Consider the following 13761-nt stretch of genomic DNA (forward strand, 5'->3'; position numbering starts at 1 on the left):
AAGTCCCACCGCCAGAAGTCCCACCGCCAGAAGTCCCACCGCCAGAAGTCCCACCGCCAGAAGTCCCGCCGCCAGAAGTCCCGCCGCCAGAAGTTCCGCCACCAGAAGTTCCGCCACCAGAAGTTCCGCCACCAGAAGTCCCACCGCCGGAAGTCCCTCCGCCAGACGTTCCACCACCCGACCCGCCGCTGCCAGATGCGTTGCCAGCAGAGTTGCTGCTGCCGGTTGAACCGGTTGTCGTTCCGCCGACGCCATGTCCGGACGGCCCGACGCTGCCGTTTCCGCTGTCGCCGCTTGTCCCGCTGCCTGTACCCGTGCCCGTGCCGGTTCCGCCAGTCCCTCTAGTGCCTACGCCGATGCCGGCGCGGGAGCCGGGCCCGCAGCCGTCAGGATCGTCCGCGCACGGCACGCGTCCCGCGATCCGGACTGTGCGTCCCGCCGGTTCGATGGCCTGGCCTGCCGTATCCGGCGGCGCGCTTTGCGCGATCTGCAGTGGGGAAAGGTAAGAAGCGTCGTCCAATTGCGTGACCGCGACGGCGCTGGCCGGAACGGCCTCCTGTGCGATCGCGTATGTGCCGCAGCAGCACGCGATCGCGGCGGCGGCAAGCAGGGTCGTGCGATAGCGTCGTCCCGCCGTACGGAACGGCTGTTTCGTTCTTTGCATCATGGCCTCCCAAAGCGCGCGATGCCCCGTCGCCGCGACGCTTTATGCGTGGTTTTGCGCGGGGGCCATGAAAAGTGCGTTGTGGTATCGGCGGCCGATCGGATCCGGACCGGCACATGAGGCCGTTCGGGGATCTCGGTCGGCGCGCAGGCCCGCCGTGCGAAGCCCTATCTGCGATATCCGTGCCATTTGCCGCTCATGCTTGCGGCGCAAGGCAGTCGTCAGGGAACTGTCGCCTGATGCAACGTTCGGGAGGAGGTTTTGTTTCCGAAATGAAACGTGGGGCGGGCGATCAGCGCGCCGGCGTATCGGCCGCGCGCTGCCCGTGGCGGAGCAGAGTCGACGCAATCCGAAGGTCGAGACAGCCTGACAATGCCGTGACCGACAGCGCTGGATCGCGCGTCGATCGTGTTCCGCACGTCTTGCAGCGGGGGCCGGCGCGGATCCGTCCACGAGCCGTTCCGACGCCTCGATCCCGCAATCGGGAGCCGGCCGCTTTCGGTTGCAGTATCGAAACCTGGTCTGAACAGCGCGCCGGCCGGACGGAATCGGCTTGGACTTGTCTGAGAGGGCGGCGTCGTTGCACGCGCAAAAAAGCCCGTCCGCGAACGGACGGGCTTTCAGGCATGCCCGGACGCGGGCGTCACGTTACCGCGTGTCGGCGCGCTTCGCGTTGATGACCGCTTCGGATACGTTCGCGGGCGTTTCCGCGTAGTGCTTGAACTCCATCGAGTAAGTTGCGCGGCCTTGCGTCGCGGATCGCAGCGAGGTCGAATAGCCGAACATCTCGGCGAGCGGCACCTCGGCGCGCACGATCTTGCCGCCGCCGCCCGCGATGTCTTCCATGCCCTGCACGATGCCGCGCCGGCTCGACAGATCGCCCATCACGTTGCCCATGAATTCCTCGGGCGTCTCGACTTCGACGGCCATCATCGGTTCGAGCAGCACGGGCTTCGCGCGGCGCATGGCTTCCTTGAAGGCCATCGAGCCGGCCATGCGGAACGCATTTTCGTTCGAGTCGACATCGTGATACGAACCGAACGTCAGGTGCACCTTCACGTCGACGACCGGGTAGCCCGCGAGCACGCCGCTCTTCAGCGTCTCCTGGATGCCCTTGTCGACCGCAGGGATGTATTCACGCGGAATCACCCCCCCCTTGATCTCGTCGAGGAATTCGTAGCCCTTGCCCTGATTCGGCTCGAGCTTGATCACCGCGTGACCGTACTGGCCCCGCCCGCCCGACTGCTTGACGAACTTGCCCTCGACGTCGTCGGCCGTCGTGCGCACTGTCTCGCGGTACGCCACCTGCGGCTTGCCGACGGTCGCCTCGACGCCGAACTCGCGCCGCATCCGGTCGACAATGATTTCGAGGTGCAGCTCGCCCATCCCGGAGATGATCGTCTGGCCGGATTCCTCGTCCGTCTGCACGCGGAACGACGGATCTTCCTGCGCCAGGCGGTTGAGCGCGAGGCCCATCTTTTCCTGGTCGGCCTTGGTCTTCGGCTCGACCGCCTGCGAGATCACCGGCTCGGGGAATTCCATCCGCTCGAGGATGATCGGCTTCGCCGGGTCGCACAGCGTGTCGCCCGTGGTCGCTTCCTTCAGTCCGACCGCCGCCGCGATGTCGCCCGCGCGCACTTCCTTGATTTCCTTGCGTTCGTTCGCGTGCATCTGCAGGATCCGGCCGAGCCGTTCCTTCTTGTCCTTCGTCGCGTTCAGCAGCGTGTCGCCCGAGTTGACGACGCCCGAGTACACGCGGAAGAAGATCAGCTGCCCGACGAACGGGTCGGTCATGATCTTGAACGCGAGGGCGGAGAAGGGCTCGTCGTCGCTCGGATGGCGTTCCGCCTCGTTGTCGTTGAGGTCGTGGCCGATGATCGCCGGCACGTCGGCCGGCGACGGCAGGTAATCGATCACCGCGTCGAGCATTGCCTGCACGCCCTTGTTCTTGAACGCGCTGCCGCACAGCATCGGCACGATCTCGTTGGCGATCGTGCGCTTGCGCAGTCCGGCCTTGATCTCTTCCTCGGTCAGCGAGTGATGGTCGTTCAGGTATTTCTCGAGCAGTTCCTCGCTCGCCTCGGCGGCGGCTTCGACCATCTTCTCGCGCCATTCCTCGGCGGTCGCGCGCAGCGCTTCCGGAATCTCCTCGTAGGCGAACTTCACGCCCTGGCTCTCGTCGTCCCAGACGATCGCCTTCATCTTGACGAGGTCGACGACGCCCTGGAAATGATCCTCCGCGCCGACCGGAATCTGGATCGGCACGGCGACGCCCTTCAGGCGCTCGCCGATCTGCCGCTGCACGCGGAAGAAGTCTGCGCCGACGCGGTCCATCTTGTTGACGAACGCGATGCGCGGCACCTTGTACTTGTTCGCCTGGCGCCACACGGTTTCCGATTGCGGCTGCACGCCGCCGACCGAGTCGTAGACCATGCACGCGCCGTCGAGCACGCGCATCGAACGCTCGACCTCGATCGTGAAGTCGACGTGTCCCGGCGTGTCGATGATGTTGATCCGGTATTCCGGATAATTGCCGGCCATCCCTTTCCAGAACGCCGTCGTGGCGGCCGACGTGATCGTGATGCCGCGCTCCTGCTCCTGCTCCATCCAGTCCATCGTGGCCGCGCCGTCGTGCACTTCGCCGATTTTGTGGCTCACGCCGGTATAAAACAGGATGCGCTCGGTAGTCGTGGTTTTGCCGGCATCGATGTGAGCGCTGATCCCGATGTTGCGATAGCGCTCGATGGGGGTTTTGCGGGGCACGTGAACCTCCAGTGGTTCGGGGCGAAAGCCGGCCGACTGCGCCGGACCGTGTTGAATCAAGCGAGACTTAAAGCATAGCGCGTGCTCGCGGCTTTTGCAGATGCCGCCCGCAGGTGCGGATTCCATGCGCGCGGGCCGGCTCCGCGGGCGAAAAAAAACCGGCGCGCGAAGCGGCCGGTTGACGGTCGTGCGCGGCGTCGCGCCGCGGCGAGGTGGGTTACTGCAGCTTCGGCAGGCCGTCGAGTTTCATGCCGGGCTTGATGCCCTTGGCCGCGAACCAGCCCTTGCTCATCTCGAGCGCGTAGACGCCGTTGTTGCGCGGGCAGTGGTTGTCGGTCGTTTCGGCCCGCATCTCGTCGATGTCGGTGATCGTGCCGTCGGCGCGGATGAACGCGATCGACAGCGGGATCAGCGTGTTCTTCATCCAGAAGCAATGCACGGCGTTCTCGTTGAACACGAACAGCATGCCTTCGTTCGGCGCGAGCGTCGAGCGATACATCAGCCCTTGCTCGCGGTCGGCGTCGTTCGCCGCGACGGCCGCATCGATCACGTACATGCCGGCGCGCAGCTTGGCGCGCGGAAATTCGCTCGGCTGCTTGGCGCCGGGCGGCATTTGCGCGACGGCGGCCTGCATGCCGAGCGCGGCACAGGCGAACGCGGCGGGAAACACGGCGGCGCGCGCGAGGCGGCCGAGCGACGAGCGCAGGGAAAATCGCACAGCAGGGCTCCTTTCGGGAAAACAAGAACCGCATGGTACGCGAAGCGTACACGCGGGCACACCAAAGAAAAAGGCAGATCGCCTTGCGGTGATCTGCCTTTCAACGCCGTAAGAACGGCAACTACGCGTGTTCTTGACTGCGTTATTACAGCTTGCGTGCTTAGTTCGAAGCAGCAGCCGGTGCTTCAGCGGCGCTAGCAGCAGCCTTCTTCGAAGCGTGCTTCTTGTGAGCGTGCTTCTTGTGAGCCTTCTTTGCCGGTGCCGAAGCAGCTTCTGCCTTTTCAGCAGCCGGAGCAGCCGGAGCAGCTGCCGGTGCCGAAGCTTGTGCGAAAGCAGCCGTTGCGAAGAGACCAGCGACCAGAGCAGCGATCAGTTTGTTCATGTTGTGTTCCTCAGCTTTAGTTAATTAACCAAATGACCCGGCAATATGAGAGTCATGTCGTCTAACGGTGCCATCCACCTTTCGGTTGACAGACGCGTCGAGAAATTTCTCTTTGCGCTGTGAGCGCCGAATCGTATGCGAGAAAAACGTCACTTTCGTGACGCAAACGCGGTTCGGTCGCTCATGCCGGATAGCTTTGTTTGGCATCTGGATCGTTTAACGCGTGATCTTCTCAGACGGTTGACGAAAAAAATCGCGCGGTGCGGAAATCTCATTCAATGCGCGCAAAGCCGTCCCACGGTGCACGTGGCGGCAATTTGATTGTCTCGCCCGGCGCAATGCCGAGCGCGAATATATCCAGTGCGCCGATGCCGACGCGCACGAGACGCAATGTCGGGAAGCCGACCGCCGCGGTCATCCGGCGCACTTGCCGGTTCTTGCCTTCGGTGATCGCCAGCTCGATCCACGTGGTCGGGATCGCGGCGCGATAGCGGATCGGCGGGGTGCGGGGCCAGAGCGATTCCGGCGGATCGATGAATTCGGCGCGGCACGGGCGCGTGATGTAGTCGCCGAGGTCGACGCCGCGCGCGAGCGCCTTCAGGTCGGTGGGCGCCGGCGCGCCCTCGACCTGTGCCCAATAGCGCTTGACGAGCTTGTGACGCGGCTCGGCGATGCGTGCCTGCAGCGCGCCGTCGTCGGTCAGCAGCAAAAGCCCTTCGCTGTCCGCGTCGAGCCGGCCGGCTGCATAGACGCCGGGCGCCTTGACCCAGTCGCCGAGCGACGGCCGCGTCTCGTGTGCGGAAAACTGGCAAATCGTGCCGAATGGCTTGTTGAGGGCGATCAGGGTCATGACGTCGTGCGCGCCCGGCGTGCGCGGGCGGTCTATGGCAAATGGCGGAATCTTAATGCATAATACGGAACGCCAAGTCATCTGTCTTATATAAGACATAAGGGGAGACTTGATACGCAGCGCCGCAGCGCCCAAATGGGGCGCTAGAATGGCGGCTCGCTGTAGCAGTCACGGGAGTGGGCTTGCCGCAGTCCCGTGTGCGCAGCTTCGACCAGAATTACCTGCTCAGCCACGTCACTGGAGTCGATCATGCCGTATCAGCACATCAAGGTTCCGGAGGGCGGTGACAAGATCACCGTCAACAAGGATTACTCGCTCAACGTATCCGATCAGCCGATCATTCCCTATATCGAAGGCGACGGTACGGGCTTCGACATCACCCCGGTCATGATCAAGGTCGTCGATGCGGCGGTCGAACGGGCGTACAAGGGCAAGCGCAAGATCCACTGGATGGAGATCTACGCGGGCGAGAAGGCGACGAAGGTGTACGGCCCGGACGTGTGGCTGCCGGACGAGACGCTGCAGGTGCTGAAGGAATATGTCGTGTCGATCAAGGGGCCGCTGACGACCCCGGTCGGCGGCGGCATCCGTTCGCTGAACGTCGCGCTGCGCCAGGAACTCGACTTGTACGTCTGCCTGCGTCCGGTTCAGTATTTCAAGGGCGTGCCGTCGCCGGTGCGCGAGCCGCAAAAGATCGACATGGTGATCTTCCGCGAGAACTCGGAAGACATCTACGCGGGCATCGAATGGGCGGCCGGATCGGAGCAGGCGAAGAAGGTCATCAAGTTCCTGCAGGACGAGATGGGCGTGAAGAAGATCCGCTTCCCGGAGACCTCCGGCATCGGCATCAAGCCCGTGTCGACCGAAGGCACCGAGCGTCTCGTGCGCAAGGCGATCCAGTATGCGATCGACAACGACCGCAAGTCGGTCACGCTGGTGCACAAGGGCAACATCATGAAGTTCACGGAAGGCCTGTTCCGTGACGCCGGCTACGCGCTCGCGCAGAAGGAATTCGGCGCGGAGCTGATCGACGGCGGTCCGTGGATGCGCATCAAGAATCCGAAGACGGGCAACGAGATCGTGATCAAGGATTCGATCGCCGACGCATTCCTGCAGCAGATTCTGCTGCGCCCGGCCGAGTACGACGTGATCGCGACGCTGAACCTCAACGGCGACTACATTTCGGACGCGCTGGCGGCGCAGGTCGGCGGCATCGGCATCGCGCCGGGTGCGAACCTGTCGGATTCGGTCGCGATGTTCGAGGCGACGCACGGCACGGCGCCGAAGTACGCGGGCAAGGATTACGTGAACCCGGGTTCGGAGATCCTGTCGGCCGAAATGATGCTGCGTCACCTCGGCTGGACCGAGGCGGCGGACGTGATCATCGCCGCGATGGAAAAGTCGATCCAGCAAAAGCGCGTCACGTACGACTTCGCGCGCCTGATGGAAGGCGCGACGCAGGTGTCGTGCTCGGGCTTCGGCGAAGTGCTGATCGAAAACATGTAAGTCCGTCCGGGGCGGGCCGGCGCAATCCGGCCGCCCCGGCGCACGCTTTCCCTGCCGGTCTGCCGCCGGCAGGCCGGGCAGCGTGGGCTGGCGCCATGCAGGCATGCCGCCGATCCGCGCGTCCGGCGCCCACGCAATATCGCGGCCCGGCTGAGCGGGCGCATTTCCCATTCGCGACCTACCCGGTCGCCTTCCGCCGGTTACCGCCGGCGATCTTCAGTTCCCATTCTCACGTAGCAACGCATCGACCATGTCCACTTCGCCCAAGATCATCTACACCCTCACCGACGAAGCGCCCGCGCTCGCGACCTATTCGCTGCTGCCGATCGTCAAGGCGTTCACGCGCTCGTCCGGCGTCGCCGTCGAGACGCGCGACATCTCGCTCGCCGGGCGCATCATCGCGGCGTTCGCGGACAGCCTGCCGGCCGGACAGAAGGGATCGGACGACCTGGCCGAACTGGGCCAGCTCACGCTGAAGCCGGAAGCCAACATCATCAAGCTGCCGAACATCAGCGCGTCGGTACCGCAGCTGAAGGCCGCGATCGCCGAGCTGCAGGCGCAGGGCTACCCGCTGCCGAACTACCCGGAAGAGCCGGCGACCGATGACGAGAAGGCCGTCAAGGTCCGCTACGACAAGATCAAGGGCAGCGCCGTGAACCCGGTGCTGCGCGAAGGCAACTCGGATCGCCGCGCGCCGCTGTCGGTCAAGAACTATGCACGCAAGCATCCGCACAAGATGGGCGCGTGGCGTGCCGATTCGAAGGCGCACGTCGCGCACATGACCGACGGCGACTTCTACGGCAGCGAGCGCTCGGCGCTGATCGGCGAGGCCGGCAGCGTGAAGATCGAGCTGACGACGACGGACGGTGCGAAGAAGGTCCTGAAGGAAAAGACGGCGGTGAAGGCGGGCGAGATCATCGACGCGTCGGTGATGAGCAAGCGCGCGCTGCGCGCCTTCCTCGAAGCGCAGATCGCGGACGCGAAGGCCCAGGACGTGCTGTTCTCGGTGCACCTGAAGGCGACGATGATGAAGGTCTCCGATCCGATCATCTTCGGCCACGTCGTATCGGTGTTCTACCGGGACGCGCTGGCAAAGCATGCGGATCTGCTCGCGCGCGCCGGTTTCAACCCGAACAACGGCATCGGCGATCTGTACGCGCGCCTGAAGGATCTGCCGGCCGACACGCGCGAAGCGATCGAAGCCGACGTCAAGGCGGCATACGCGCGCCTGCCGCGCCTCGCCATGGTCAACTCGGATCGCGGCATCACGAACCTGCACGTGCCGAGCGACGTGATCGTCGACGCATCGATGCCGGCGATGATTCGCGAGTCGGGCTGCATGTGGGGCCCGGACGGCAATCTGGCCGACGCGAAGGCCGTGATTCCGGATCGCTGCTACGCAGGCGTCTACCAGGCGGTGATCGAGGACTGCAAGCAGCACGGCGCCTTCGATCCGGTGACGATGGGCAGCGTGCCGAACGTCGGTCTGATGGCGCAGGCCGCGGAAGAATACGGTTCGCATGACAAGACGTTCCAGATTCCGGCGGACGGCATCGTGCGCGTGATCGACGAGGCGGGCAACGTGCTGCTCGAGCATGCGGTCGAGGCCGGCGACATCTGGCGCATGTGCCAGACCAAGGATGCGCCGGTGCAGGACTGGGTGAAGCTCGCGGTCAACCGTGCCCGTGCGACGAACACGCCGGCGGTGTTCTGGCTCGATGCGGCTCGTGCGCACGATGCGCAGGTCATCCGGAAGGTCGAGCAGTACATGAAGGATCACGACACGAACGGCCTCGATATCCGCATCATGACGCCGGTCGACGCGACGCGTTTCTCGCTCGAGCGCATCCGCGCGGGCAAGGACACGATCTCGGTGACGGGCAACGTGCTGCGCGACTACCTGACCGACCTGTTCCCGATCATGGAACTCGGCACCAGCGCGAAGATGCTGTCGATCGTCCCGCTGATGGCCGGCGGCGGCATGTTCGAAACGGGCGCCGGCGGCTCCGCGCCGAAGCACGTTCAGCAGTTCACCGAAGAGGGCTTCCTGCGCTGGGATTCGCTCGGCGAATTCCTCGCGCTCGCCGCATCGCTCGAACACCTGGGGCATGCATACCAGAACCCGAAGGCGCTCGTCCTCGCGAAGACGCTGGATCAGGCAACGGGCAAGTTCCTCGACGAGAACAAGTCGCCGGCACGCAAGGTCGGTGGTCTCGACAATCGCGGCAGTCATTTCTATCTGTGCCTGTACTGGGCGCAGGCGCTTGCCGGGCAGACCGACGACGCGGCGCTGCAGGCGCAGTTCGCCGGTGTTGCGAAGGCGCTCGCGGACAACGAGGCGCGCATTCTCGAGGAACTGGGTGCGGCGCAGGGCAAGCCGATGAATATCGGCGGCTACTATCGCCCGGACGTCGATCTGACGAGCCAGGCGATGCGCCCGAGCGGCACGCTGAACGACATCGTCGACGCCGTCGCTTAACGCGGCCGGCACGATCGCGCAAACAGGCGCGATCGCCGCTGGAAAGACGGGGCGGGCAGGGCGGCGCGGACGGCGCGGATCGACGATCCGCGTGTGCCGCGCCGTGCTGGCCGCTTCGCGCGCTTGCCAATCGAGCGGGTGTGCCCGCCGAAGCAATTCATACCGACACGTGGACGATTTCCCAGTCCGCAATCTGCTCCGGAATATCGAGGGTCGCCGTGTCCAGTTCGGACATTTCGGGGCAGTCCACGCCGCGTGCAATGTGATCGGCAGCATGCTCGGGGCTCGGGAATGCGCCGAGCAGAGCATTGCCGAACGTCACTTCCCAGCCGTCGTTGCCCGGCAGGATGTAGAACGACCCTTGCGCTGAACCAAAGCGAAATCCTTTCATTTCCGTTCTCCCTTGCTGATGACACGCGATTCGTGTGGGCTCCCCTGCGTAACGGGCAGGTTCCGGCTCGGCTGGTTTCGGCTGCGATCGCGGGCGGGTTGCTGATTTGATTCCCGTGTCACCGCGTATCGCCAGTGCATGAGACAAAGTCTACGGCCGTGCCCTCATTGCATGTTGCGTGCGAGAACGATGTGTGGTGAAAAATAAATTCATTGTAAACAATGATTTATTTGCATGCTTCCGTATTGTGGAACGATTTTCGGCATTGCGAAACCGGGAATTTGTGCTCCGCACCACAAATTTTTATAGTGCAAGGCATCTTTCCGCATCGTGAAATTTAGGGAGGTTCTGCGTTCGTCGGGCCAAGGCGGTGTGCGTCCGGTCGCCATAGGTCTTTGGCGGTGGAGCCGACGCTGTCGTCGTGGGACGCGACGGGCGGATATGATGGCGCCATCACGACGGGACGGCGGGCGCCCAGCGCAACTTCGAGGCCGTGCGTCGACAATGACCGTCAGGAACGAGGATCGATTGATGATACGCAGAGCATTTTTGTCACGCGCGATCGGCATCGCGGTCGCGTCCATGTTCGCGCGCAGCGCGTGGGCGCAACATGCGGGCCACGCGGGCATGTCCGACATGGATCGCATGGACGACATGCCCGGTATGCCCGGCATGTCGGGGCACGCGCATCACGGGCGGGCGCCGGCCGCGCTCGCAGCGCCCGATGCGCTGCCTGCCGGCGCGCCGCTGGCCGGACTGCGCACGCTCGCGAACGAAAGCAGCGAGCCCGGCATATTCCGCGCGACGCTCGTCGCGCAGCCGGTGGCGCGCGCGATGCTGCGCGGCGCACGGCCGACGACTTTCTGGCAATTCGGCGCCGGCACGCAGGGCCCGGTTGTCGGGCCGCTGATCGACGTCCGCGAGGGCGACACGGTCGAGATCCGCTTCGTGAACCGGCTGCCGCAGCCGTCGACGCTGCACTGGCACGGCCTGCCGGTGCCTCCCGATCAGGACGGCAACCCGGCCGATCCGGTTGCGCCGGGCGCGTCGCATGTCTACCGCTTCACGCTCCCGAAGGGCAGCGCAGGCACGTACTGGTATCACCCGCATCCGCACATGATGACGGCCGAGCAGGTGTTTCGCGGGCTGGCCGGGCCTTTCATCGTGCGCGCAGCCGACGATCCGCTCGCGGGCTGGCCGGAGCGCAACCTGTTCGTGTCCGACCTGAAGCTGGCGCGCGACGGCACGATTCCGCCGAACGACATGATGGACTGGATGAATGGCCGGGAAGGCCAGTTCGTGCTGGTCAACGGAGCGCGCCGGCCGCGCATTGCTGTCGCGGGCGATGAACGCTGGCGCGTGTGGAATGCGTGCAGCGCGCGTTACCTTCGGCTCGCGTTCGATGACGGCCGTGCGTTCGAGCAGGTCGGCACCGATGGCGGGCTGTTCGACGCGCCGCGTCGCGTGACGTCGCTGTTGCTCGCACCCGGCGAGCGCGCGGAAGTACTGGTGCGAGTCGGCGACAGGGCATCGCGCGCCGTGCTGCTTGCCGCCGAATACGATCGACGCAAGATGGCCATGTCCGACGACGAACACGGCAGCCTGCCGCCGGATCCGGCGCGGCCGCTCGCCGATGTCGCGTTCTCGCCGGCCGCGGCGCGCGTGCTCCCCCCGACGCTGCGCGCGGTGCCGCGGCTCGGCGAGCCGGTCGCGCACAAGGAGGTCGCGTTCGGTGAAGAGATGGACATGGACGCGATGATGGGCGCCTCCGCGCAGGCGCATGGCCGTCCGGCCGGCATGCGCTTCACGATCAACGGCGACACGTATGCGCCGAACCGCGCGACGCTGACGAGCCGGGTGGGCGACGTCGAGCGCTGGACGATCCGCAACGATACCGACATGGACCATCCGTTCCATTTGCATGGCACGCAGTTTCAGGTGATCGAGCGCGCGTCGAACGGTATGCGCACGCCGGAGCCGTTCCGCGCATGGCGGGATACGGTGAACGTGCGAAGAGGCGAGGTAGTGACGATTCTCACGTCACAGAATGCGCGGGGCGAGCGCATGTTTCACTGCCATATCCTCGAGCACGAGGATCTCGGCATGATGGGCACGCTGAAGGTTATCTGACACGGTGCGGCATGCCATGCGGCGAGGGTGGCAAGCCGCCGATCGACGGACCGCTTCTCCCGGCACGAAAAAAGAAACCCGGCATCGCGCCGGGTTTCCACATCCGAAATCCGTTGCCCTTAGGCGGCCTGGATGTTCGAAGCTTGCTTGCCTTTCGGTCCTTGCACGACCTCGAAGCTCACCTTCTGGCCTTCCTTCAGGGTCTTGAAGCCCTGCATGTTGATTGCCGAGAAGTGTGCGAACAGATCTTCACCGCCCTCGTCGGGGGTGATGAAACCGAAGCCCTTCGCGTCATTGAACCATTTGACAATACCAGTTGCCATACCTACTTCCCCTGTCACACAGTCGCTACTTACCACGAGCACGCTCGAAAAGCTAAACGACCGGAAAATACAGCCGTTCCCCCCTCACAAGCTCACCTCGGCCTTCATCGTTTTGCCTGTCCGGCAATTTGAAAAAAGTGCCAGCTTGATTGTTGGCGCTCTTTATTTGAGTGTCAAGAAAATTTTTAGACGCATGGACGGACGTTGTAAAGAGCCCATTTTCAGGGTTTTTCCGGCTTTGCGTTGCAACGCCGCGGCAAGCGCGCCGACTTGAAAAGACGCATAATCGCCCCACATACGAGGCTCGAATGACACGCGTTCGAGCGATCCCGGCTTGTGGGATACTGGATGCAAGCGCGACGTTCCGGTCCGATTCACATCGTGACGGTTCGCATCGCGCGCCACACGTGAAAGCCGGCACCGCAGCCGGCTTTCGTATGGTGCGAAAGCATCGGCGTGTTTCCGGGAAACCGGGGAGGGCGCCGGCCGGTCGGTCGGGTTATGACAGGATTGCGGGCCTGTCCGAGTTGTTTAGAATGGGTGTATGGCGATTATCCCGGACAAGCAGGACAGCACCGTCCTGGAACGCAAGCAGCAAAAGCTGAAGCCGCCTTCGATGTACAAGGTGGTGCTGCTCAACGACGACTTCACGCCGATGGAATTCGTCGTGATGATTGTGCAGGAGTATTTCAAGAAGGATCGCGAAACGGCCACGCAGATCATGCTGAAGGTCCATCGCGAAGGGCGGGGGGTTTGTGGGGTCTATACGCGGGACATCGCGTCGACCAAGGTTGAGCAAGTCGTTACCCATGCGCGGCAGGCCGGGCATCCGCTGCAGTGCGTGATGGAGGAAGCATGATTGCCCAGGAATTGGAAGTCAGCCTGCACATGGCGTTCATGGAAGCACGTCAGGCGCGCCATGAGTTCATTACGGTCGAGCATTTGCTGCTCGCCCTGCTGGATAATCCGACGGCAGCCGAGGTGTTGCGCGCATGCGCGGCGAACATCGAGGATCTGCGTCAGAACCTGCGCAATTTCATCCACGACAACACGCCCACCGTACCGGGCACCGACGACGTCGACACGCAGCCGACGCTCGGTTTCCAGCGCGTGATCCAGCGCGCGATCATGCACGTCCAGTCGACGTCGAACGGCAAGAAGGAAGTCACCGGCGCGAACGTGCTCGTCGCGATCTTCGGCGAGAAGGATTCGCACGCGGTCTACTACCTGCAGCAGCAGGGCGTGACGCGTCTCGATGTCGTCAATTTCATTTCGCACGGCATTGCCAAGACGAACAGCGGCGAGGCCGCGAAGTCGAGCGACGCGGCCGCCGAAAGCGAAGACGCGAACGCGCAGAAGGAAACCCCGCTCGCCCAGTTCACGCAGAACCTGAATCAGATGGCGAAGGACGGCCGCATCGATCCGCTGATCGGTCGAGAGTCCGAAGTCGAGCGCGTCGTGCAGGTGCTGTGCCGCCGCCGCAAGAACAATCCGCTGCTCGTCGGCGAAGCCGGCGTCGGCAAGACGGCGATCGCCGAAGGGCTCGCGTATCGCA

General features: G+C 64.1%; 13 protein-coding genes. 5 read left to right on the plus strand and 8 right to left on the minus strand.

The window, feature by feature from the left end:
* From KH616_RS12200 to KH616_RS12220, 5 genes are all read right to left on the minus strand, one after another.
* The coding region (locus KH616_RS12200) for a hypothetical protein (RefSeq protein WP_292244374.1) at positions 1 to 255 on the minus strand (255 nt) is incomplete at its 3' end.
* A 1057-nt stretch (positions 256 to 1312) separates the two neighbouring features.
* Positions 1313 to 3427 carry an elongation factor G gene (gene fusA, locus KH616_RS12205; protein ID WP_292244375.1) on the minus strand — a complete coding sequence of 705 codons (2115 nt, stop codon included), beginning with the start codon at positions 3425 to 3427 and terminating at the stop codon, positions 1313 to 1315.
* A 217-nt stretch (positions 3428 to 3644) separates the two neighbouring features.
* On the minus strand, positions 3645 to 4145 hold the full coding sequence (locus tag KH616_RS12210; protein WP_292244376.1) for a DUF192 domain-containing protein: 501 nt from the start codon (positions 4143 to 4145) through the stop codon (positions 3645 to 3647).
* Positions 4146 to 4305: 160 nt separating this feature from the next.
* Positions 4306 to 4527 carry a hypothetical protein gene (locus KH616_RS12215; protein ID WP_292244377.1) on the minus strand — a complete coding sequence of 74 codons (222 nt, stop codon included), beginning with the start codon at positions 4525 to 4527 and terminating at the stop codon, positions 4306 to 4308.
* Positions 4528 to 4798: 271 nt separating this feature from the next.
* A complete protein-coding gene (locus KH616_RS12220) occupies positions 4799 to 5377 on the minus strand; it encodes a pseudouridine synthase (protein ID WP_292244378.1) in 579 nt (192 codons plus the stop codon).
* A gap of 249 nt (positions 5378 to 5626) precedes the next feature.
* On the opposite strand from KH616_RS12220, the gene icd reads away from it, so the two are divergent.
* Both icd and KH616_RS12230 read left to right on the plus strand, forming a co-directional pair.
* A complete protein-coding gene (gene icd / locus KH616_RS12225) occupies positions 5627 to 6883 on the plus strand; it encodes an NADP-dependent isocitrate dehydrogenase (RefSeq protein WP_292244379.1) in 1257 nt (418 codons plus the stop codon).
* Positions 6884 to 7133: 250 nt separating this feature from the next.
* A complete protein-coding gene (locus tag KH616_RS12230; RefSeq protein WP_292244380.1) occupies positions 7134 to 9362 on the plus strand; it encodes an NADP-dependent isocitrate dehydrogenase in 2229 nt (742 codons plus the stop codon).
* A 157-nt stretch (positions 9363 to 9519) separates the two neighbouring features.
* Here the strand turns inward: KH616_RS12230 and KH616_RS12235 are convergent, their stop codons facing one another.
* Positions 9520 to 9753 carry a hypothetical protein gene (locus tag KH616_RS12235; protein WP_292244381.1) on the minus strand — a complete coding sequence of 78 codons (234 nt, stop codon included), beginning with the start codon at positions 9751 to 9753 and terminating at the stop codon, positions 9520 to 9522.
* A gap of 531 nt (positions 9754 to 10284) precedes the next feature.
* Between KH616_RS12235 and KH616_RS12240 the strand changes: the two genes are divergently transcribed.
* Positions 10285 to 11883, plus strand: a complete 1599-nt coding sequence (locus KH616_RS12240; RefSeq protein ID WP_292244382.1) for a multicopper oxidase family protein — start codon at positions 10285 to 10287, stop codon at positions 11881 to 11883.
* Positions 11884 to 12002: 119 nt separating this feature from the next.
* Here KH616_RS12240 and KH616_RS12245 read toward each other — a convergent pair whose 3' ends face one another.
* Both KH616_RS12245 and KH616_RS12250 read right to left on the minus strand, forming a co-directional pair.
* Complete coding sequence (locus KH616_RS12245) at positions 12003 to 12206, minus strand: cold-shock protein (RefSeq protein ID WP_004196460.1); 204 nt, start codon at positions 12204 to 12206, stop codon at positions 12003 to 12005.
* Positions 12207 to 12368: 162 nt separating this feature from the next.
* Positions 12369 to 12503: a hypothetical protein gene (locus KH616_RS12250; RefSeq protein ID WP_292244786.1), complete on the minus strand. Its 135-nt coding sequence runs from the start codon at positions 12501 to 12503 to the stop codon at positions 12369 to 12371.
* 247 nt (positions 12504 to 12750) lie between these two features.
* On the opposite strand from KH616_RS12250, the gene clpS reads away from it, so the two are divergent.
* Both clpS and KH616_RS12260 read left to right on the plus strand, forming a co-directional pair.
* Positions 12751 to 13065, plus strand: a complete 315-nt coding sequence (gene clpS / locus KH616_RS12255; protein ID WP_292244788.1) for an ATP-dependent Clp protease adapter ClpS — start codon at positions 12751 to 12753, stop codon at positions 13063 to 13065.
* The coding region (locus KH616_RS12260) for a Clp protease N-terminal domain-containing protein (protein ID WP_292244790.1) at positions 13062 to 13761 on the plus strand (700 nt) is incomplete at its 3' end. The genes clpS and KH616_RS12260, both read left to right, overlap by 4 nt.

The organism is Burkholderia sp. (assembly GCF_018375725.1).
Taxonomy (GTDB): domain Bacteria; phylum Pseudomonadota; class Gammaproteobacteria; order Burkholderiales; family Burkholderiaceae; genus Burkholderia.